At 59.2% G+C, this 20,583-nt stretch carries 18 protein-coding genes; 9 read left to right on the top strand and 9 right to left on the bottom strand.

Annotation, left to right across the window (positions count from 1 at the left end; all coding sequences use genetic code 11):
- Window position 1 precedes the first annotated feature (1 nt).
- From nuoK to PMI35_RS11195, 6 genes are all read left to right on the top strand, one after another.
- A complete protein-coding gene (nuoK, locus tag PMI35_RS11175; protein ID WP_007946416.1) occupies window positions 2-310 on the top strand; it encodes an NADH-quinone oxidoreductase subunit NuoK in 309 nt (102 codons plus the stop codon).
- Window positions 307-2,160: an NADH-quinone oxidoreductase subunit L gene (gene nuoL / locus PMI35_RS11180; protein ID WP_008061981.1), complete on the top strand. Its 1,854-nt coding sequence runs from the start codon at window positions 307-309 to the stop codon at window positions 2,158-2,160. The genes nuoK and nuoL overlap by 4 nt, the downstream gene beginning before the upstream one ends.
- A 39-nt stretch (window positions 2,161-2,199) precedes the next feature.
- On the top strand, window positions 2,200-3,732 hold the full coding sequence (gene nuoM / locus PMI35_RS11185; RefSeq protein WP_008061980.1) for an NADH-quinone oxidoreductase subunit M: 1,533 nt from the start codon (window positions 2,200-2,202) through the stop codon (window positions 3,730-3,732).
- 7 nt (window positions 3,733-3,739) lie between these two features.
- Window positions 3,740-5,203: an NADH-quinone oxidoreductase subunit NuoN gene (gene nuoN / locus PMI35_RS11190; protein ID WP_008061979.1), complete on the top strand. Its 1,464-nt coding sequence runs from the start codon at window positions 3,740-3,742 to the stop codon at window positions 5,201-5,203.
- 207 nt (window positions 5,204-5,410) lie between these two features.
- Window positions 5,411-5,842 carry a type II toxin-antitoxin system Phd/YefM family antitoxin gene (locus PMI35_RS35420; protein WP_008061977.1) on the top strand — a complete coding sequence of 144 codons (432 nt, stop codon included), beginning with the start codon at window positions 5,411-5,413 and terminating at the stop codon, window positions 5,840-5,842.
- Entirely contained in the window at window positions 5,839-6,216 is a 378-nt protein-coding gene (locus PMI35_RS11195; RefSeq protein ID WP_008061975.1) for a type II toxin-antitoxin system VapC family toxin, read from the top strand. The genes PMI35_RS35420 and PMI35_RS11195 overlap by 4 nt, the downstream gene beginning before the upstream one ends.
- Window positions 6,217-6,878: 662 nt before the next feature.
- Here PMI35_RS11195 and PMI35_RS11200 read toward each other — a convergent pair.
- The 7 genes from PMI35_RS11200 to PMI35_RS11230 form a co-directional block, all read right to left on the bottom strand.
- Window positions 6,879-7,265, bottom strand: a complete 387-nt coding sequence (locus PMI35_RS11200) for a hypothetical protein (protein WP_008061972.1) — start codon at window positions 7,263-7,265, stop codon at window positions 6,879-6,881.
- Window positions 7,266-7,643: 378 nt separating this feature from the next.
- Window positions 7,644-9,386 (bottom strand): ABC transporter substrate-binding protein, encoded by a 1,743-nt coding sequence (locus PMI35_RS11205; RefSeq protein WP_008061970.1) that lies wholly within the window; start codon window positions 9,384-9,386, stop codon window positions 7,644-7,646.
- Between the two features lie 47 nt (window positions 9,387-9,433).
- Window positions 9,434-9,706: a DUF2160 domain-containing protein gene (locus tag PMI35_RS11210; protein ID WP_008061969.1), complete on the bottom strand. Its 273-nt coding sequence runs from the start codon at window positions 9,704-9,706 to the stop codon at window positions 9,434-9,436.
- 10 nt (window positions 9,707-9,716) lie between these two features.
- A complete protein-coding gene (locus tag PMI35_RS11215; protein ID WP_008061967.1) occupies window positions 9,717-10,517 on the bottom strand; it encodes a carbohydrate ABC transporter permease in 801 nt (266 codons plus the stop codon).
- A 7-nt stretch (window positions 10,518-10,524) separates the two neighbouring features.
- Entirely contained in the window at window positions 10,525-11,391 is an 867-nt protein-coding gene (locus PMI35_RS11220; RefSeq protein WP_008061965.1) for a carbohydrate ABC transporter permease, read from the bottom strand.
- Complete coding sequence (locus PMI35_RS11225; protein WP_008061963.1) at window positions 11,388-12,503, bottom strand: ABC transporter ATP-binding protein; 1,116 nt, start codon at window positions 12,501-12,503, stop codon at window positions 11,388-11,390. The genes PMI35_RS11220 and PMI35_RS11225 overlap by 4 nt, the downstream gene beginning before the upstream one ends.
- Window positions 12,503-13,597 (bottom strand): ABC transporter ATP-binding protein, encoded by a 1,095-nt coding sequence (locus PMI35_RS11230; protein ID WP_008061961.1) that lies wholly within the window; start codon window positions 13,595-13,597, stop codon window positions 12,503-12,505. Before PMI35_RS11230 ends, PMI35_RS11225 begins: the two co-directional genes overlap by 1 nt.
- A 366-nt stretch (window positions 13,598-13,963) precedes the next feature.
- Between PMI35_RS11230 and PMI35_RS11235 the strand changes: the two genes are divergently transcribed.
- Window positions 13,964-15,799, top strand: a complete 1,836-nt coding sequence (locus PMI35_RS11235) for a sigma-54-dependent Fis family transcriptional regulator (RefSeq protein WP_008061959.1) — start codon at window positions 13,964-13,966, stop codon at window positions 15,797-15,799.
- A gap of 190 nt (window positions 15,800-15,989) precedes the next feature.
- On the opposite strand, the gene cysS is transcribed toward PMI35_RS11235, so the two are convergent.
- Window positions 15,990-17,372: a cysteine--tRNA ligase gene (gene cysS / locus PMI35_RS11240; RefSeq protein WP_008061957.1), complete on the bottom strand. Its 1,383-nt coding sequence runs from the start codon at window positions 17,370-17,372 to the stop codon at window positions 15,990-15,992.
- 14 nt (window positions 17,373-17,386) lie between these two features.
- Window positions 17,387-19,084, bottom strand: coding sequence for a glutamine--tRNA ligase/YqeY domain fusion protein (locus PMI35_RS11245; protein WP_008061956.1), 1,698 nt, complete (start codon window positions 19,082-19,084; stop codon window positions 17,387-17,389).
- A gap of 251 nt (window positions 19,085-19,335) precedes the next feature.
- Between PMI35_RS11245 and PMI35_RS11250 the strand changes: the two genes are divergently transcribed.
- Together PMI35_RS11250 and lpxH are read left to right on the top strand one after the other, a co-directional pair.
- On the top strand, window positions 19,336-19,839 hold the full coding sequence (locus PMI35_RS11250) for a peptidylprolyl isomerase (protein WP_008001184.1): 504 nt from the start codon (window positions 19,336-19,338) through the stop codon (window positions 19,837-19,839).
- Entirely contained in the window at window positions 19,836-20,564 is a 729-nt protein-coding gene (lpxH, locus tag PMI35_RS11255; RefSeq protein WP_008061953.1) for a UDP-2,3-diacylglucosamine diphosphatase, read from the top strand. Before PMI35_RS11250 ends, lpxH begins: the two co-directional genes overlap by 4 nt.
- Window positions 20,565-20,583: the final 19 nt, after the last annotated feature.

The raw sequence follows: 20,583 nt of genomic DNA, 5'->3' as shown, positions 1-20,583 counted from the left end.
GATGCCTGCTATCCCCATGGAGCATGGTCTGGCGGTCGCCGGCATCCTGTTCTGCCTCGGTCTGGTCGGCCTGATGGTCCGCCGCAACATTCTTTTCGTGCTGATGAGCCTGGAGGTCATGATGAATGCCTCCGCGTTGGCGTTCATCGTTGCCGGTAGCCGCTGGGCGCAGCCGGATGGACAGATCATGTTCATCCTGGTGATCAGCCTGGCAGCTGCCGAGGCCAGTATTGGCCTGGCGATCCTGCTGCAACTGTATCGCCGCTTCCACACGCTCGATATCGACGCTGCCAGTGAGATGCGCGGATGAATTTTCTCTATCTGACTTTCGTATTCCCTCTCATTGGTTTCCTGCTGCTGTCGTTCTCCCGTGGACGCCTCTCGGAAAACCTCTCGGCGCTGATCGGCGTCGGTTCCGTCGGCTTGTCTGCCATCGTCACGGCTTACGTGATCTGGCAATTCAACGTCGCGCCACCTGAAGGCGGCCACTACACCCAGGTGCTGTGGCAGTGGATGGCGGTGGAAGGCTTCACGCCGAACTTCGCCCTGTACCTGGATGGTCTGTCCCTGACCATGCTCGGTGTGGTGGTCGGCGTGGGTTTCCTGATCCACCTGTTCGCGTCCTGGTACATGCGCGGTGAAGCCGGTTACTCGCGCTTCTTCGCCTACACAAACCTGTTCATCGCCAGCATGCTGTTCCTGGTGCTGGGCGATAACCTGTTGTTCCTGTACTTCGGTTGGGAAGGCGTGGGCCTGTGCTCGTACCTGTTGATCGGTTTCTACTACACCAACCGCAACAACGGTAACGCCGCGCTCAAGGCCTTCATCGTGACCCGTATCGGCGACGTGTTCATGGCCATCGGCCTGTTCATCCTGTTCGCCCAACTGGGTACGCTGAACGTCCAGGAACTGCTGGTGCTGGCACCGCAGAAATTCCAGGCCGGCGACTTCTGGATGGTCATGGCCACCCTGATGCTGCTGGGCGGCGCTGTCGGTAAATCCGCGCAACTGCCACTGCAAACCTGGCTGGCGGATGCGATGGCCGGTCCTACCCCGGTTTCGGCACTGATCCACGCCGCAACCATGGTGACCGCGGGTGTCTACCTGATCGCCCGTACCCACGGCCTGTTCACCCTGGCGCCGGAAATCCTGCACCTTGTAGGCATCGTTGGTGGCGTGACCCTGGTCCTGGCAGGTTTTGCCGCCCTGGTTCAGACCGACATCAAGCGTATCCTCGCCTACTCGACCATGAGCCAGATCGGCTACATGTTCCTGGCCCTGGGCGTTGGCGCCTGGGACGGCGCGATCTTCCACCTGATGACCCACGCCTTCTTCAAGGCCCTGTTGTTCCTTGCTTCCGGTGCGGTGATCGTTGCCTGCCACCACGAGCAGGACATCTTCAAGATGGGCGGCCTGTGGAAGAAACTGCCTCTGGCCTACGCCAGTTTCATCGTCGGCGGCGCGGCCCTGGCGGCCCTGCCACTGGTGACCGCAGGCTTCTACTCCAAGGACGAAATCCTCTGGGAAGCGTTTGCCAGCGGCCATGAAGGTCTGCTGTATGCAGGTCTGGTCGGTGCGTTCATGACGTCGCTGTACACCTTCCGCCTGATCTTCATCGCGTTCCACGGTGAAGCGAAGACCGAAGCCCACGCCGGTCACGGCATCGCCCACTGGCTGCCACTGTCGGTGCTGATCGTGCTGTCGACCTTCGTCGGCGCAATGATCGTTCCACCGCTGCACGGCGTGCTGCCACAAAGCGTCGGCCACGCCGGCGGCGAAGCCAAGCACAGTCTGGAAATCGCTTCGGGCGCCATCGCCCTGGCCGGTATCCTGCTGTCCGCGCTACTGTTCCTCGGCAAGCGTCGCTTCGTCACCGCCATCGCCAACAGCGGCATCGGCCGCTTCCTGTCGGCCTGGTGGTTCGCTGCCTGGGGCTTCGACTGGATCTACGACAAACTGTTCGTCAAGCCTTACCTGGCGATCAGCCACATCCTGCGCAAAGACCCGCTCGACCAGACCATCGGTCTGATCCCGCGCATGGCCAAAGGCGGTCACACCGCCCTGAGCCGTACCGAGACCGGTCAACTGCGTTGGTATGCCGCCTCGATGGCTGCTGGTGCCGTGCTGGTAATCGGCGCCGTCGTGCTGGTAGCGGTCTGATATGAACCTTGCGAACTTGCGAAAGGAATTGAGCCCGTCATGATTCTGCCTTGGCTAATCCTGATCCCCTTCATCGGCGGCCTGCTGTGCTGGCTGGGTGAGCGCTTCGGCGCCACCCTCCCCCGCTGGATTGCGCTGATCACCATGTCCCTGTTGCTCGCCCTCGGCCTCTGGCTGTGGGCCCACGGCGACTATTCGTTTGCCCCGGCGCCTGGCGCCGACCCGGCCTGGGTGCTTGAGTTCAAGCACATCTGGATCCAGCGTTTCGGCATCAGCGTGCACCTGGCCCTCGACGGCCTGTCGCTGTTGATGATCATGCTGACCGGCCTGCTGGGTGTGCTCTCGGTCCTCTGCTCGTGGAAAGAGATCCAGCGTCACGTTGGCTTCTTCCACCTGAACCTGATGTGGATCCTGGGCGGTGTCGTCGGCGTGTTCCTGGCCCTCGACCTGTTCATGTTCTTCTTCTTCTGGGAAATGATGCTGGTGCCGATGTACTTCCTCATCGCGCTCTGGGGTCACAGTTCTTCGGACGGCAAGAAAACCCGGATCTACGCGGCGACCAAGTTCTTCATCTTCACTCAGGCTTCCGGCCTGATCATGCTGGTGGCGATCCTGGGCCTGGTACTGGTCAACTTCAACGACACCGGCGTGATTACCTTCAACTACGCCGACCTGTTGAAGACCAAGATGTCGACGACCACCGAGTACATCCTGATGCTCGGCTTCTTCATCGCCTTCGCGGTGAAGCTGCCCGTGGTACCGTTCCACTCCTGGTTGCCTGACGCTCACGCCCAGGCACCGACCGCAGGTTCCGTGGACCTGGCCGGTATCTTGCTCAAAACTGCTGCGTACGGCCTGCTGCGTTTCGCCCTGCCGCTGTTCCCGAATGCCTCGGCCGAGTTCGCGCCGTTCGCCATGACCCTGGGTCTGATCGGGATCTTCTACGGTGCGTTCCTGGCGTTCGCGCAAACCGACATCAAGCGTCTGATCGCCTTCTCGTCCGTTTCCCACATGGGCTTCGTCCTCATCGGCATCTACTCCGGCAGCCAACTGGCGCTGCAGGGCGCAGTGATGCAGATGCTGGCGCACGGTCTGTCGGCCGCGGCACTCTTTATCCTGAGTGGCCAGCTGTACGAACGTACCCACACCCGCGACATGCGTGAAATGGGTGGCCTGTGGTCGAAGATCGCCTACCTGCCGGCCCTCAGCCTGTTCTTCGCAGCCGCATCCCTGGGCCTGCCGGGTACCGGTAACTTCGTCGGTGAGTTCCTGATCCTGATCGGCACCTTCCCGATCGCTCCATGGGTCACCATCATCGCCACGTCCGGCCTGGTGTTCGGTTCGGTCTACTCGCTGATCATGATCCACCGTGCGTACTTCGGCCCGGCCAAGTCGGACGCGGTCCTGCATGGCATGGACGGTCGCGAAATGATCATGGTGGTCGGCCTGGCAGCGCTGCTGATCTACATCGGCGTCTACCCGCAACCGTTCCTCGATACCTCTGCCGCTACGATGCATGGCGTGCAGCAATGGCTCGGCACCGCCTTCACTCAACTCGCTTCGGCCCGGTAAGAGCGCTATGGAATTTACACTTCAACACTTTATTGCGCTGGGGCCGCTGTTGATCACCAGTGCCACGATCATCGTGGTAATGCTGGCGATCGCCTGGCGGCGTAACCACTCCCAGACCTTCCTGCTGTCGGTGGCGGGTCTGAACCTGGCGTTGCTGTCGATCCTGCCGGCCCTGAAAGTCGCGCCACTGGCGGTGACTCCACTGCTGCAGATCGACACCTTCGCCTGCCTGTACATGGCGCTGATCCTGGTCGCCACCCTGGCCTGTGTGACCCTCGCCCACGCCTACCTCGGCGATGGCGGTTCGGGTTACCCGGGCAACCGCGAAGAACTGTACCTGCTGATCCTGATGGCCGCCGCCGGCGGCCTGGTACTGGTCAGCGCGCAGCACCTGGCCGGCTTGTTCATCGGCCTGGAGCTGCTCTCGGTACCGGTCTACGGCCTGGTGGCCTATGCCTTCTTCAACAAGCGTTCGCTGGAAGCCGGCATCAAGTACATGGTGCTGTCGGCGGCAGGTTCCGCGTTCCTGTTGTTCGGCATGGCGCTGCTGTATGCCGACTCCGGCTCCCTGAGCTTCGTCGGCATCGGCCAGGCCCTGGCGGCCACCGGCCTGCCAAGCTCCCTGGCGCAACTGGGCCTGGGCATGATGTTGATCGGCCTGGCGTTCAAGCTGTCGCTGGTACCCTTCCACCTCTGGACCCCGGACGTCTACGAAGGTGCTCCGGCACCGGTGGCAGCGTTCCTGGCGACCGCTTCCAAAGTCGCCGTGTTCGCGGTGATGGTGCGTCTGTTCCAGATCTCGCCAGCGGCGAGCAGCGGCGTGCTGAGCGACGTGCTGACCATCATCGCCATCGCGTCGATCCTGTTCGGTAACCTGCTGGCGCTGACCCAGAGCAACCTCAAGCGTCTGCTGGGTTACTCGTCCATCGCCCACTTCGGCTACCTGCTGATCGCCCTGGTGGCAAGCAAGGGCCTGGCCGTGGAAGCCATCGGCGTGTACCTGGTCACCTACGTGATCACCAGCCTCGGCGCCTTCGGCGTGATCACCCTGATGTCCTCGCCGTACAACGGCCGTGACGCCGATGCCCTGTACGAATACCGCGGCCTGTTCTGGCGCCGTCCGTACCTGACTGCCGTACTGACCGTGATGATGCTGTCCCTGGCCGGTATCCCGCTGACCGCGGGCTTCATCGGCAAGTTCTACATCATCGCCACCGGTGTACAGTCGCAACAATGGTGGCTGGTCGGCTCCCTGGTACTGGGCAGCGCCATCGGCGTGTTCTACTACCTGCGCGTCATGGTCACCCTGTACCTGATCGAACCAAACCTGCGTCGCCACGATGCCCAGCTGCATTGGGAACAACGCGCAGGCGGCGTGATGCTGCTGGCCATCGCAGTACTGGCGTTCTTCCTCGGCCTGTATCCACAGCCGCTGTTGAACCTGGTACAGCAATCGGGTCTGGCGGGTTGATCGCTTAAGCGTTACTCCGTAGTAAACAGAAACGGCACCTTCGGGTGCCGTTTTTGCGTTTGTGGGATTTGTTACCGGCGCGCACTCCTCCTCCAGTAATCCCAGAAAGCTCACGCGGTAATAGTCGCCTCGTCCTACATCCAGAACTGAACATTTGGCCCTATCTTGAAGAGCTTCCAGATCGAGAAACCAATGCGAGAACCGACAATGAAACGTGACGTCTTTTCCGAACTGATAGAAGGCTTGGATTCCCTGGCTGCCGAGCGCCAAGGTCATGTCACGCTGCTAAGCCATAGAGTGAAGCGTTCCAAATATTCCCCGGCTATCACCAAGAGACCCAGCTTCTTTGCCGTGCGCGAAAATTCTGGCTATATTTGTCCAGAATATGGGAGAGAAATGATGATCGTCGTTCCGTTGGCCGAAGCCAAAAACAATCTGTCCAAACTCGTCGATGATGCAGCAGCCGGACAGATCATCACGATTGCCAAACATGGTCGAGCCCTTGCGCGCCTGGTTCCGATTGGAAAACCCAGCGGACAGCGAATCGGAACAATGAAAGGCAAACTGGTGCTACCGGAAGACTTTGACGCGCCCCTGCCAGACGACATGCTCGATGTATTTGAAGGCACTGGCGAATGAGGCTTCTGCTCGACACGCACATTTTGCTCTGGACACTCAGTGATGATCCGAGACTCTCGGGCAAAGCCAGAAAGCTCATTGAGAACGCTGCCGACATTTATGTCAGCGCAGCGTCATTCTGGGAGATGGCGATCAAAGTCGGACTGGGTAAGCTGAATGTCGATCTGGAAGAAATCCGGCAGTACTGCCTCGAAAGCGGGTTCATCGAATTGCCGGTCACTTCCGAGCATGCCATTGCCGTGAAAGACCTCGAGCACCACCATCGCGACCCGTTCGACCGCCTCATTGTTGCAACCGCCATGACTGAACCCATGAAGCTTCTCACCGCCGACCCGTTGGTTGCCAAGTACACCGATTTAGCTGTTTTAGTCTGATCCGAACCATTCACAGCAGGCGATGTTCGTTCGGCCAAATAAAAATGGGAGTATGGGATGGCCTTTCCGCGAGCAGGCTCGCTCCCAATGTATCACCTGTAAACATACAATTTGTGAACGCCTGCGATTAATTGGGGAGTGGCCCTGCTCCGGGCGGCAATACGACGAAGGCGGTGGCCCAAGCACAATCTTAATGGGGCGCCGCGGCCTTGATAGACCGCTCCCGCCCCCCCTGCCCACCAACCGACATGCGGGTCCGCACCGGGCGGTACGAGATATTACGGTTATGAGAGTCACACCACTCCCCAGTCTGTCGAACCACGATACATCCAACATTCGATTCCGCTCAAGTCGGTTGTTACGCCACAAGCTATACGAGTTGGCCGCCACTTTCCGGGCAACTTTTTATACAACGCATCATCAAAGCCATCACCCACTACCCTGCTCTGCGACTGCGAACATACACATTCGCATCGTCGATATAGCACACGAAGCAATGACCTCGATGTTAAAGCCCCCGTTCAACTCTGTCCCGTAGTACATTGGAGAATAGGGACAAATACCTTGTGCAACCGTACACCAAGCGGGGATATCATCCAAGCCAACGACAAATTTCCGTCAATTAATAATCGAACAGCAGGACAACCACAAAAACTTACTCGTTATCCCCCACGGACTCCCCAATGTGTAAGTTCATAACTACCATCAGAAAGCTTCTTAAACTCGCTATGTGTAAACCTCCACGAAAACCCTCCATCCGCCAACATATAAAGACGATCTCCCGCCGTCATTGTAAAATAAACGTCCGCTTCACTAATATTGAATAACTCCTCTTCAAATACCTGCTCGTCATCATCGTTCACCATCGATTGATATTTATGCTCGATTGTGACGACGACAGAATGATCCGCTAGTTGTCTATAATTTTTTCCGGTCACACGATGGATGTACCCCGGCACATGATAAATATCACCGATTTTAACAGCCTTGGCAAAATAATCAGCGTCCCTAATAACAGGAATTTTTGCAACCTTAGATTCGTTCGACATTCCATCACCTCATTGAAATCCACTTACAAAATCAAAAACCTCACGACAACGGTTAAATTTTAGGTAAGTTAATAAGTTTAACAACTGTCAAATCTGACAGGCCTTAATACCAATTCGGTCTAAACGGACGACCCTTATCGCCTAAGCTGCGCAATTTACTCTAATATAAATCGGAGCGAATACCTGTCAGCCGGAGAATTCAGAATTATCGGGCAACATAGAGCCTCCCCCAATGAATCTCCTTTGAACATACAGTTTGTGAACGCATGCGACTAACTGTGCGAGTCTGTTCCGGGTGGCGATCCGACGAAGATAGCAACACACCCACAAACAAAAACGGCACCTTGCGGTGCCGTTCGCCTTTCACACTCCAACACTTTACTTGCGCGCCGCCTCCCACGATTTCAGCAGTTCGGCATAGCTCACGGTTTCACCCTGCGGCTTCTCGTTCGCCAGTTTCGGTTTCGGTGCGCCCGGCTGATCGAACCAGTATTGAGCATCGCGCTCCGGGTTCATTTTCGGCGCGCAGGTGGCTTGGGCTTTCGAACGCTCCAGACGGGACATGATCGCGTCCTGATCCTTGGCCAGGCCGTCGAGTGCCTGTTGCGGGGTTTTCTCGCCGCTGGCGGCTTCGGCGATGTGGCTCCACCACAGTTGCGCCAGTCGCGGATAGTCCGGCACGTTGGTCCCGGTCGGGGTCCATTGCACGCGGGCCGGGCTGCGGTAGAACTCCACCAGGCCACCGAGTTTCGGTGCCAGGTCGGTCATGGCCTGCGAGTTGATGTCCGATTCGCGGATTGGGGTCAGGCCGACGATGGTTTTCTTCAGCGAGACGGTTTTCGAGGTCACGAACTGCGCATAGAGCCAGGCCGCCAGTTTCTGTTTCTCAGGCGTGGACTTCATGAACGTCCAGGAACCCACGTCCTGATACCCCAGCTTCATGCCCTCTTCCCAGTACGGTCCGCGTGGCGACGGTGCCATGCGCCATTTTGGCGTGCCATCGGCGTTCATCACCGCCAGTCCCGGCTTGGTCATGTCGGCGGTGAAGGCGGTGTACCAAAAGATCTGTTGGGCAATGTTGCCCTGGGACGGCACCGGCCCGGATTCGGAGAAGGTCATGCCCGCCGCTTCCGGTGGTGCGTATTTCTTCATCCAGTCCACGTATTTGGTAGTGGCGAATACCGCCGCCGGGCCGTTGGTGTCGCCGCCACGGGTCACGCTGGAGCCGACCGGGTGGCAGTCCTCGACGCGGATCCCCCACTCGTCTACCGGCAAGCCGTTGGGAATGCCCTTGTCGCCGCCACCGGCCATGGAGAACCAGGCATCGGTAAAGCGCCAGCCCAGGGACGGGTCTTTCTTGCCGTAGTCCATGTGCCCGTAGACACGCTTGCCGTCGATTTCCTTGACGTCTTCGCTGAAGAACTTGGCGATGTCTTCATAGGCCGACCAGTTCACCGGTACACCGAGCTCGTAGCCGTACTTTTCCTTGAACTTGGCCTTGAGGTCGGCACGTTCGAACCAGTCGGCGCGGAACCAGTACAGGTTGGCGAACTGCTGGTCGGGCAACTGATAGATCTTGCCGTCCGGCGCGGTGGTGAAGGAGATGCCGATGAAGTCCTTGATGTCCAGGGTCGGCGAGGTGAAGTTCTTGCCTTCGTTGGCCATCAGATCGGTGATCGACTCGGTCTTGCCGTAACGGAAGTGCGTACCGATCAGGTCCGAGTCGTTGACCCAGCCGTCGTAGATGTTCTTGTCCGACTGCATCTGGGTCTGCAGTTTTTCCACCACGTCGCCTTCCTGCAGCAGGTCGTGGGTCAGCTTGATCCCGGTGATCTCGGTGAAGGCCTTGGCCAGCACCTTGGACTCGTATTCGTGGGTGGCGATGGTTTCCGACACCACCTTAATGCTCATCCCGCGAAACGGCTCCGCCGCCTTGATGAACCACTTCAGCTCTTCGAGTTGCTGATCGGCCGTCAGGGTGGATGGCTTGAATTCACTGCCGATCCATTTCTTCGCGGCGTCTTCATAGGCATCGGCCCAGGCCGAAGCGCTCAAACCGCTGAGTGCCAGCATGGCTGCCAATGAAATGCTATGTCGCAGCTTATTGTTTTTGTCGAACATAGAGACCTCCTTATTGAATTTGGGAGCAAGATTGCCGAGCGATTCGACTAGCCCCAACGCATCACAGCCAACAGCCACACCAGGGACATCGCGAAGGCGACCCAGATGCTCCAGTCGGTCACGCCGATTACCAGCAGATGCAGGTAGGCGCTGCCGAGAAGACCGATGAACAACCGATCGCCACGGGTGGTGGCAATCGGCAAAAAGCCTCGTCGAAGAATGCTCGGCGAGCGCAACTCCCAGGTCGTCATGCCCACCAGGATCAAGGCAATCACACTGAAGAACGCCGCCGTGGGGACTGTCCAACTCATCCATTCCATCATCGACTCCTCATACCCGGCCCAGGGCAAAGCCCTTGGCCACGTGGTTGCGAACAAACCAGATCACCAGCATGCCCGGGAGGATGGTCAACACCCCCGCCGCCGCCAGCACGCCCCAGTCAATACCCGACGCCGAGACCGTGCGGGTCATCACCGCCGCGATGGGCTTGGCGTTCACCGAGGTCAGGGTGCGCGCCAGCAACAGCTCGACCCAGGAAAACATGAAGCAGAAAAACGCCGTGACGCCGATGCCGGAGCCGATCAGCGGGATGAAGATCTTCACGAAGAACTTGGGAAAACTGTAGCCGTCGATGTAGGCGGTTTCGTCGATTTCCTTGGGCACGCCAGACATGAAACCTTCGAGAATCCACACCGCCAGCGGCACGTTGAACAGGCAGTGCGCCAGGGCCACCGCGATGTGGGTGTCGAACAGGCCGATCGACGAATACAGCTGGAAGAACGGCAACAGGAACACCGCCGGCGGCGCCATGCGGTTGGTCAGCAGCCAGAAGAACAGGTGCTTGTCGCCGAGGAAGCGGTAGCGCGAGAACGCATAGGCGGCCGGCAATGCCACGGTCAGCGAGATGATCGTGTTCAGGCTCACGTAGTACGCCGAGTTGATGTACCCGGTGTACCAGCTCGGATCGGTGAAGATCACCTTGTAGTTGGCCAGGGTGAAATCCTGTGGGAAAAGCGTCAGGCCGCCGAGGATTTCGCTGTTGCTCTTGAAGGACATGTTCAGCAGCCAGTAGATCGGCACCAGCAGGAACAGGATGTAGATCAGCAGTGGAACAAGCTTTCTCATGCTCATGATGGCCTCAGCGGTTGGCGTCAGAGTGAGTCATGGCGGTATAGAACAGCCAGGACACCAACAGGATGATCAGGAAGTACACCAGCGAGAACGCGGCGGCCGGCCCCAGGTCGAACTGCCCGATCGCCATCTGCGTCAGGGTCTGGCTGAGGAAGGTCGTGGCATTGCCTGGCCCGCCCCCGGTCAGTACGAACGGCTCGGTGTAGATCATGAAACTGTCCATGAAGCGCAGCATCACGGCGATCAACAGCACACTCTTGAGCTTGGGCAGCTGGATATGCCGGAACACCGCCCACGCCGAGGCACGGTCGATCCGCGCCGCCTGGTAGTACACGTCCGGAATCGCCCGCAACCCCGAGAAACACAACAGCGCCACCAGTGAGGTCCAGTGCCAGACGTCCATCACCAGCACGGTGACCCAGGCGTCCATGGTGTTCGCCGCATAGTTGTAGTTGACGCCCATGGCCTTGAGGCTCGCCCCCAGCAGGCCGATGTCGGCCCGGCCGAAGATCTGCCAGATGGTGCCGACCACGTTCCACGGGATCAGCAATGGAATCGCCAGGATGATCAACACCACCGACGACCAGCGACCCTTGGTCGGCATGGTCAGGGCAATCGCGATGCCCAGGGGGATTTCGATCAGCAGCACGCACGCCGAGTAGATGAACTGGCGCAGCAGCGAATCGTGCAGACGCGGATCGAGCAGCACCTGCTTGTACCAGTCGGCACCGACAAAGTAGCGGCTGGACTGGTCGAAGATGTCCTGCACCGAGTAGTTGACCACGGTCATCATCGGGATCACCGCACTGAACGCCACCAGCAAGAACACCGGCAACACCAGCCACCAGGCCTTGTTGTTCTGCACCTTGTTCATGGCTGCACCTCACCCACCGATTGCGGTTCCAGCAGGAAATCATCGGCATAGACCATCAGCCACTGCGCCGGAAAACTGATATATGCCGTGCCCTCGGGCACCGGCTTGTCTTCGGCCAGGCGCACTTTCAGCGGCACGCCGTCGAGGTTCAGGGTCATGATCTTGTAGGTGCCGAGGTCTTCGACGTGTACGACTTGTGCCCGCAATGCGTCATCAAAGGGTTCATCCCAGACATGGATGAACTCCGGGCGGATGCCGACTTTCAGGGTGTGCCATTCGGATTCGGCGATGCGCTTCTGCATGGCCTCGGACAACGGTAGATGGGTCGACGCGAAACCGACACCCCCCGGTTGCACCCCGACCTCGATCAGGTTCATCCCCGGACTGCCAATGAAATAACCGACAAAGGTGTGGCTCGGCCGCTCGAACAATTCCCGCGGCGTGCCGAACTGCACGATCTGCCCGCCGTACATCACCGCGATCTTGTCGGCGAAGGTCGAGGCCTCCAGTTGATCGTGGGTGACGTAGACCATGGTGATGTTGAACTGCTCGTGGATCTGCTTGAGCTTGCGCCGCAGCTTCCACTTCAGGTGCGGGTCGATCACCGTCAGCGGCTCGTCGAAGAGGATGGCCGAGACGTCATCGCGCACCAGCCCACGGCCCATGGAGACTTTCTGTTTTTCGTCGGCGGTGAGGTTGCTGGCTTTCTTGCTCAGCAGGCTCTGCAGGTCGAGAACCTCGGCAATTTCCCGCACCTTGGTGTGAATTTTCGCCTCGGCCATGCCCTGGTTACGCAACGGAAAGGCCAGGTTGTCGAACACCGTCATGGTGTCGTAGACCACCGGAAACTGGAACACCTGGGCGATGTTGCGTTTTTCCGGAGTCAGGTTGTTGACCGCCTTGCCATCGAACAGCACATGGCCCTGGGACGGGCTGAGCAAGCCGGAAATGATGTTGAGCAAGGTCGACTTGCCGCAACCCGACGGACCGAGCAAAGCGTAGGCGCCGCCCTGCTCCCAGATGTGGTCCATCTGGCGGATCGCGTAGTCCTCGGGTCCGCTCGGGGTGCTGGTATAGCTGTGGGCGAGGTTCTGCAAACGGATTTCGGCCATCAGGCAACCCTCGCGACGCGCCGGCCGGGCGCCTGGACCAGCCGCCCCTGCGCATCGAACACAAACAGTTTATGGGTCGGGATGTAGATGCGGATCGGCGCATCGACGTCGTACTCGTGAACACCGGGCAAGTGCAGCACCAGCAGGAAATGCTCGTTGCGAACGTGCAGGAAGGTTTCCGAGCCGCTGATTTCCGCGACTTCGACGGTCACCGCCAGTTCCAGGTCATCGTCGTTGCTCGGTACCAGCGAGATATGGCTGGGGCGCACACCAAAGCGGAACTCGCCCTCGCCCACCGGGCGCAAGTCGACGTTCAACGGGAAGTGCACGAAGTTGGCGAAGCTGACTTCGTTGCCGGCAATACGACCCGGCATCAGATTGATCGGCGGCTCGGAGAACAACTCCGCCGCCAGTACGGTCTGCGGCTGGTGGTAGACCTCGGCAGACTTGCCGCTCTGGATCACCCGGCCTTCATGAAGAATGGTGGTGGTGCCGCCCAAGGCCAAGGCTTCGTTGGGCTCGGTGGTGGCATAGATGGCGATGGTATGGCGCGCCTTGAACAGCTCGCGCATTTCCTGGCGCAGCTCTTCGCGCAATTTGTAGTCGAGGTTGACCAGCGGCTCATCGAACAGGATCAGTTCGGCATCCTTGACCAGCGCCCGGGCCATGGCAGTGCGCTGTTGCTGGCCACCGGAGAGTTCCAGGGGGAAACGCTTGAGGAACTTCTCGATGCGCAGCATCTTCGCGGTTTCCAGCACCTTGCTCTGGATCAGCTCATTGGACACACCGGCCTGGCGCAACGGCGAGGCGATGTTCTCGAAGACGGTCATGGTCGGATAATTGATGAACTGCTGATACACCATCGACACGTTGCGCAGGCGCACCGGGCGCTGGGTGACATCGACGCCATTCATCAGGATGCGCCCGCTGTCAGGCTTGTCCAGCCCGGCCATCAGGCGCATGAGACTGGTCTTGCCGGACAGCGTGCGCCCGAGCAAGACGTTGAAGGATCCGGGTTCGAAACGCAGGCACGCATCGTCAATCCAGGTCTGGCCCTCGACGGTGCGGCTGACATGCTCCAGGGTTAATGACATGGCTCGGCCTTTTTTATTTTTGGAGACAAGCGACCCGAGCGGTATAGCGACATTTGTGCCAGAAAACGCAAGCCGTTGATTTGGCTTTGAATCCTTGAAAGTGACTAACTGGTCACGTTCATTGCTGAACACAAATGAACAATCGCGGCTGAACAACTGAACACTTCTGCGATTGACAATGAACATTAGTGAACAACACTCTATGGGTTGTTCGCGGTCCTTGTAGGAGCTGCCGAAGGCTGCGATCTTTTGATCTTGCTTCTAAAAATCAAAATCAAAAGATCGCAGCCTTCGGCAGCTCCTACAGGTGTTGTTCTGCGCATTTAAAATAAAAACAATAAAAGCGTTAATCAGAGGCTGACTTGAATGGCCGCACCTGCCCCCGCGTTATCCCACGACGCCATCATCCAGGACTCCTGGAAACGTTGCCGCGCCTTCGGCCTCAATCACCAGAGCACCCCGGCCTTCGATCAGCTACCGGCTGAAGGCATCAAGCAATTGCTGGAGAGCCAGCATTCCCTGGTGCAGACCACCCACCAGGAAGTCCTGCCGTACTACGAAAACATCCTCAGCAACTCCAACTGCCTGATCATGCTCGCCGACAATCAGGGCCAGGTGCTGACGTCCTGGGGCACCCAACGGTTTATCGAACCGGGCCTGACCCGTGGCTTCAGCGCCGGCGCCAGCTGGATGGAGCGCTGCAGCGGGACCAATGCGATCGGTACCGCGCTCGCTTGCGAACAGGCGGTGCACATCGAGCATGATGAACACTTTCTCAAGGCCAACCGCTTCATGACCGGCTCCGCCGCGCCGATTTTCGATGCCGAGCGCAAGGTCATCGCCGTGCTGGATGTGTCCAGCGACAGCTACCTGCCGCCGTCCCATACCCTGGGCATGGTCAAGATGATGAGCCAGACCGTGGAAAACCGGCTGATTCTCAACCTGTTCCACGGCCAGCACTTTCAACTGACGTTCAACACCGGCCTCAACAACCTCGACAGCCAGTGGGCCGGATTGCTGATTTTCGATGAGAGTGGCCAAGTGCTGTCCGCCAATCGTCGCGCCGACAACCTGCTGGGCATGCGCCTGTCGCGGGTCAGTGTCGAGAGCCTGTTCAAGGTTTCCTTGCTGGAGTTGCTGAATCAGCCCGAAGGCCTGCCCTTCTCGCTCCAGACCTGCGGGCGCAATCGATTTCAGTGCCTGCTGAAGCGGCCAAAGATGGCCCCTGTTCAGGCGCGAGTGTTCACTGAGCCCAGCGTCGCGCCACCCGACGTCATCAGCCTCAACACCCTGCATTTTGGCGACAGCCGCGTGGAAAAAGCCGTGCGCCAGGCCGAGCGCCTGTTGGAAAAAGACATTCCGTTGTTGATTCACGGCGAAACCGGGGTCGGCAAGGAGGTGTTCGTCAAAGCCCTGCATCAGGCCAGCTCGCGCAACAAACAGGCGTTCATCGCCGTGAACTGTGCAGCTATTCCCGCCGAACTGGTGGAGTCTGAGCTGTTCGGCTATGAAAAAGGCGCGTTCACCGGTGCCAACCAGAAAGGCAGCATCGGCCTGATCCGCAAGGCCGACAAAGGCACGCTGTTCCTCGATGAAATCGGCGACATGCCGCTGCCGACCCAGGCCCGGTTGCTGCGGGTGTTGCAGGAGCGTTGTGTGCAACCGGTGGGCAGCAGTGAGTTGTTCCCGGTGGACATCCGCATCATTTCCGCGACCAACCGCTCGTTGCGCGAGCAGGTGCAACTGGGGCGTTTTCGGGAAGATTTGTACTACCGCATCGGCGGCCTGACCCTGGAACTGCCGCCGTTAAGGGAACGCAGTGATAAAGAGGCGCTGTTCAAACGCTTGTGGGAACAGCACCGCGAACCGAGTCAGTGGGCCGGGTTGAGCCGCGAAGTCCTGGAATTGTTCAGCCGTCATCCGTGGCCGGGGAATTTAAGGCAGGTCAGCAGCGTGATGCAGGTGGCGCTGGCCATGGCCGAGGAACAACCGGTGCGACCGGAGCATTTGCCGGATGATTTTTTTGTCGATCTGGAGATGGAGCCGGTGGAGACGCCGGAGCCGCTGTCGGTGGATCTGGATGATGCCGAGGATTTGAATCGGCAGTTGCAGGCGGTCGGGGGGAATATTTCGCATCTGGCGCGCAGGCTTGGCGTCAGTCGCAACACCCTCTACAAACGGCTGCGCCAATCAGACAGCTGACTGCTGCGCAGTCAATCGCGGGCAAGCCCGCTCCCACAGGGTTTTGCGCCGTTCACAAAATCGAAATCCACCTCAATCACTGTGGGAGCGGGCTTGCCCGCGATGAGGCCAGCCGGGACACCGCTGCACTTACGCCTTGAAAAACAAAAACCCGCACAAGGCGGGTTTTGTTTTATAGCCGGTGCAGCTGTCAGTCAGCCAAACGCCAGGTCGTCCCACCCTTGCCATCTTCCAGCACCACACCCATGGCGGTGAGCTGGTCGCGGATGCGGTCGGATTCGGCCCAGTCCTTGCCGGCACGGGCTGCCAGGCGCGCAGCAATCAGCGCCTCGACTTCCGCTGCATCCACGCGCCCTTCGGCGCCGGCCTGCAGGAAGTCATCGGCTTCCAGTTGCAACACACCCAGCACGCTGGCCAGTTCTTTCAAACGGGCAGCCAGGCCGGCCGCTGCGTTTAGATCGCTCTCGCGCAGACGGTTGATCTCGCGCACCATTTCGAACAGCACCGCACAGGCTTCCGGCGTGCCGAAGTCGTCGTTCATCACCTGGGTGAAACGCTCGACAAAGGCTTCGCCGCCAGCCGGCGCCAAGTTCGGCAGGCCTTTCAACGCGTGATAGAAACGCTCCAGTGCGCCCTTGGCGTCCTTGAGGTTGTCTTCCGAGTAGTTGATGGCGCTGCGGTAGTGGCTCGACACCAGCAGGTAACGCACGACTTCCGGGTGGTACTTGTCGAGCACGTCGCGAATGGTGAAGAAGTTGTTCAAGGACTTGGACATCTTCTCGCCATTGATGCGGATCATGCCGCAATGCATCCACGCGTTGGCGTAGGTCTTGCCGGTGGCCGCTTCGCTCTGGGCGATTTCGTTTTCGTGGTGCGGGAACTCCAGGTCGCTGCCGCCGCCATGAATGTCGAAGGTCTCGCCCAGGCAGCAGGTGGACATCACCGAGCACTCGATGTGCCAGCCCGGACGCCCGGCGCCCCACGGCGATTCCCAGCTCGGCTCACCCGGCTTGGCGGCTTTCCACAGCACGAAGTCCAGCGGGTCCTGCTTGGACTCGTCGACTTCGATGCGCGCGCCGATGCGCAGGTCTTCGATTTTCTTGCGCGACAGCTTGCCGTAGCCCATGAACTTGCCGACGCGGTAGTACACGTCGCCATTGCCCGGGGCGTAGGCGTAACCCTTGTCGATCAGGGTCTGGATCATCGAGTGCATGCCAGGGATGTGATCCGTGGCACGCGGCTCCATGTCCGGCTTCTTGATGTTCAGGCGCGCTTCATCTTCGTGCATCGCCGCGATCATGCGCTCGGTCAAGGCTTCGAACGACTCGCCGTTCTCATTGGCCCGATTGATGATCTTGTCGTCAATGTCAGTGATATTGCGCACATAAGTCAGGTCGTAGCCGCTAAAACGCAGCCAGCGCGTCACCAGGTCGAAGGCGACCATGCTGCGCCCGTGGCCCAGGTGGCAGTAGTCGTACACGGTCATGCCGCACACGTACATGCGCACCTTGTTGCCATCGAGCGGCTTGAAGACTTCTTTGCTCTTGGTGAGCGTGTTGTAGATCGTAAGCACGTTATTTCCTTGAATCACTGGCCCCAGGAGTCACGCAGGGTCACGGTACGGTTGAACACCGGCTGACCGGGTTTCGAGTCCTTGATATCCGCGACGAAGTAACCTTCGCGCTCGAACTGGAAACGGTCTTCCGGCTGTGCGTTGCCCAGCGAAGGCTCGGCACGACAACCGGTGAGTACCTGCAGCGAGTCAGGGTTGATGTTGTCCAGGAAACTGGCGCTGTCTTCGGCCTTCTCCGGGTTCGGGGAACGGAACAGGCGATCGTACAGGCGCACTTCGCACTCGACGCTGGCAGCGGCCGGCACCCAGTGGATCACTCCCTTGACCTTGCGGCCTTCAGGGTTCTTGCCCAGGGTGTCCGGATCGTACGAGCAGCGCAGTTCGACGATGTTGCCATCGGCGTCCTTGATCGCTTCGTCGGCACGGATCACGTAGCTGCCACGCAGGCGCACTTCGCCGTTCGGCTCCAGGCGCTTGTAGCCTTTTGGCGGCTCTTCCATGAAGTCTTCACGGTCGATGTAGAGCTCACGGGCGAACGGCAGGACGCGCACCCCCATGTCTTCTTTCGGGTGGCACGCCAGTTCGAGGTTTTCGACCTGACCTTCCGGGTAGTTGGTGATCACGACTTTCAGCGGACGCAGCACGCACATGGCACGCGGGGCGCTGTGGTCGAGGTCGTCGCGGATGCTGAATTCGAGCATGCCGAAGTCGACCACGCCGTCGGAACGGTTGGTGCCGATCATTTCGCAGAAGTTGCGGATCGATTTCGGCGTGTAGCCACGGCGGCGGAAGCCCGACAGCGTGGACATGCGCGGATCGTCCCAACCGTTGACGTGCTTTTCATCGACCAGTTGCTTGAGCTTGCGCTTGCTGGTGATGGTGTAGTTCAGGTTCAGGCGGCTGAACTCGTACTGGCGCGGGTTGGCCGGTACTGGCAGGTTCTCCAGGAACCACTCGTACAGCGGACGGTGGCTTTCGAACTCCAGGGTGCAGATCGAGTGGGTGATGCCTTCAATGGCGTCCGACTGACCGTGGGTGAAGTCGTAGTTCGGGTAGATGCACCACTTGTCGCCGGTCTGGTGGTGATGAGCGTGGCGAATGCGATACATGATCGGATCGCGCAGGTTCATGTTCGGCGAAGCCATGTCGATCTTGGCCCGCAGCACGCGTGCGCCGTCCTTGAATTCGCCGGCCTTCATGCGGGCGAACAGGTCCAGGTTCTCTTCGACGCTGCGGTCGCGGAACGGGCTGTTCTTGCCTGGCTCGGTCAGGGTGCCACGGTATTCCTTGGCTTGTTCCGGGGTCAGGTCATCGACATAGGCCTTGCCGGACTTGATCAGTTCGACGGCCCAGTCGTGCAACTGGTCGAAATATTGCGAGGCGTAGCGCACTTCGCCGGACCACTCGAAGCCCAGCCATTTGACGTCGCTTTCGATCGCGTCGATGTACTCCTGGTCTTCCTTGGCCGGGTTGGTGTCGTCGAAACGCAGGTGCGTGACACCGCCGAACTCCTGGGCCAGGCCGAAGTTCACACAGATCGACTTGGCGTGACCGATGTGCAGGTAGCCGTTGGGTTCAGGCGGGAAACGGGTGACGATCTGCGTGTGCTTGCCCGAGTCCAGGTCTGCCTGGATGATCGGCCGCAGGAAGTTGACCGGCACGGCAGGGCCGGTCTTGGCATTCGAGGTAGGGTCGACAGTGGGCTTGCTCATAGGATCCTTGAACGTACAAGTGCGTGGCCGTAACGAAGGCCGGACAAAACAAAGCCGCTATCATAGCCGATGCCGTCAAGTACCTGACAGAGCGCACTCTGTAAACCGTCGCATTTAATAGGCCGTAATTGAAAAAACAGCCTCGAAATTCGTGCCTGTCACGCTAAACTGCGCACCTTGGCCGAGACAGGCTGAACCGGTTGCGGGATGGAATGTCCCAAGACCACGAATTCATAAGGTGAGTAACGATCATGACCCAAGTCAAACTGACTACCAACTTCGGCGACATCGTCCTCGAACTGAACGCCGATAAAGCCCCGATCACCGTGGCCAACTTCGTCGAATACGTTAAAGCCGGTCACTACGAAAACACCGTTTTCCACCGTGTCATCGGTAACTTCATGATCCAGGGCGGCGGTTTCGAGCCAGGCATGAAAGAAAAGAAAGACAAGCGCCCAAGCATCCAGAACGAAGCTGACAACGGTCTTTCCAACGACAAGTACACCGTCGCCATGGCCCGCACCATGGAGCCGCATTCGGCTTCCGCACAGTTCTTCATCAACGTGGCGGACAACAGCTTCCTGAACCACAGCGGCAAGAACGTTCAAGGCTGGGGCTACGCGGTATTCGGTAAAGTGACCGCCGGCACCGACGTTGTCGACAAGATCAAAGGCGTGGCCACCACTTCCAAGGCCGGCCACCAAGACGTACCAGCAGACGACGTGATCATCGAGAAAGCCGAGATCATTGAGTGATACTGCTGATTTCAGACTTGCATCTGGAAGAGGAGCGCCCGGACATTACCCGGGCGTTTCTGGATTTACTCGCCGGGCGCGCCCGTGCGGCGAGTGCACTGTACATCCTGGGCGACTTTTTCGAGGCGTGGATTGGCGACGATGCCATGACGCCGTTCCAGCGCTCCATCTGCCAGGCCCTGCGCGAATTGAGCGACAGCGGCACGGCGATTTTCCTGATGCACGGCAATCGCGACTTCATGCTGGGCAAGGCGTTCTGCAAACAGGCCGGCTGCAGCCTGCTCAAAGACCCGAGTGTCGTGCAGTTCAACGGCGAACCCGTGCTGTTGATGCACGGCGACAGCCTCTGCACCCGCGACGAAAGCTACATGAAGCTGCGTCGCTACCTGCGCAACCCGATCACCCTGTTCATCCTGCGGCATTTGCCGCTGCGTACCCGCCATAAACTGGCACGCAAGCTGCGCAGTGAAAGCCGGGCGCAGACGCGGATGAAGGCCAATGACATTGTCGATGTCACGCCCGAGGAGATTCCGCGGATCATGCAGCAATATGGCGTGAAAACGCTGATCCACGGACATACCCATCGTCCGGCCATTCACAAGTTGCAGATTGGTGACCTGGCGGCCAAGCGCATCGTGCTGGGGGATTGGGATAAACAGGGTTGGGCGTTGCAGGTCGACGACAGCGGGTTTGCCCTGGCGCCGTTTGATTTCGTAACACCGTAAAGATCAAAAGATCGCAGCC

The sequence above is a fragment of the Pseudomonas sp. GM78 genome (assembly GCF_000282475.1).
In the GTDB taxonomy this organism is placed as follows: domain Bacteria; phylum Pseudomonadota; class Gammaproteobacteria; order Pseudomonadales; family Pseudomonadaceae; genus Aquipseudomonas.
Note: the sequence above shows the minus strand (reverse complement) of the source record. Positions and strands in the feature narration are given on the sequence as shown.

Coding starts and splice junctions, on each gene's coding strand:
- nuoK (WP_007946416.1), top strand. CDS start 2: ATGCCTGCTATCCCCATGGAGCATGGTCTGGCGGTCGCCGGCATCCTG.
- nuoL (WP_008061981.1), top strand. CDS start 307: ATGAATTTTCTCTATCTGACTTTCGTATTCCCTCTCATTGGTTTCCTG.
- nuoM (WP_008061980.1), top strand. CDS start 2,200: ATGATTCTGCCTTGGCTAATCCTGATCCCCTTCATCGGCGGCCTGCTG.
- nuoN (WP_008061979.1), top strand. CDS start 3,740: ATGGAATTTACACTTCAACACTTTATTGCGCTGGGGCCGCTGTTGATC.
- PMI35_RS35420 (WP_008061977.1), top strand. CDS start 5,411: ATGAAACGTGACGTCTTTTCCGAACTGATAGAAGGCTTGGATTCCCTG.
- PMI35_RS11195 (WP_008061975.1), top strand. CDS start 5,839: ATGAGGCTTCTGCTCGACACGCACATTTTGCTCTGGACACTCAGTGAT.
- PMI35_RS11200 (WP_008061972.1), bottom strand. CDS start 7,265: ATGTCGAACGAATCTAAGGTTGCAAAAATTCCTGTTATTAGGGACGCT.
- PMI35_RS11205 (WP_008061970.1), bottom strand. CDS start 9,386: ATGTTCGACAAAAACAATAAGCTGCGACATAGCATTTCATTGGCAGCC.
- PMI35_RS11210 (WP_008061969.1), bottom strand. CDS start 9,706: ATGGAATGGATGAGTTGGACAGTCCCCACGGCGGCGTTCTTCAGTGTG.
- PMI35_RS11215 (WP_008061967.1), bottom strand. CDS start 10,517: ATGAGCATGAGAAAGCTTGTTCCACTGCTGATCTACATCCTGTTCCTG.
- PMI35_RS11220 (WP_008061965.1), bottom strand. CDS start 11,391: ATGAACAAGGTGCAGAACAACAAGGCCTGGTGGCTGGTGTTGCCGGTG.
- PMI35_RS11225 (WP_008061963.1), bottom strand. CDS start 12,503: ATGGCCGAAATCCGTTTGCAGAACCTCGCCCACAGCTATACCAGCACC.
- PMI35_RS11230 (WP_008061961.1), bottom strand. CDS start 13,597: ATGTCATTAACCCTGGAGCATGTCAGCCGCACCGTCGAGGGCCAGACC.
- PMI35_RS11235 (WP_008061959.1), top strand. CDS start 13,964: ATGGCCGCACCTGCCCCCGCGTTATCCCACGACGCCATCATCCAGGAC.
- PMI35_RS11245 (WP_008061956.1), bottom strand. CDS start 19,084: ATGAGCAAGCCCACTGTCGACCCTACCTCGAATGCCAAGACCGGCCCT.
- PMI35_RS11250 (WP_008001184.1), top strand. CDS start 19,336: ATGACCCAAGTCAAACTGACTACCAACTTCGGCGACATCGTCCTCGAA.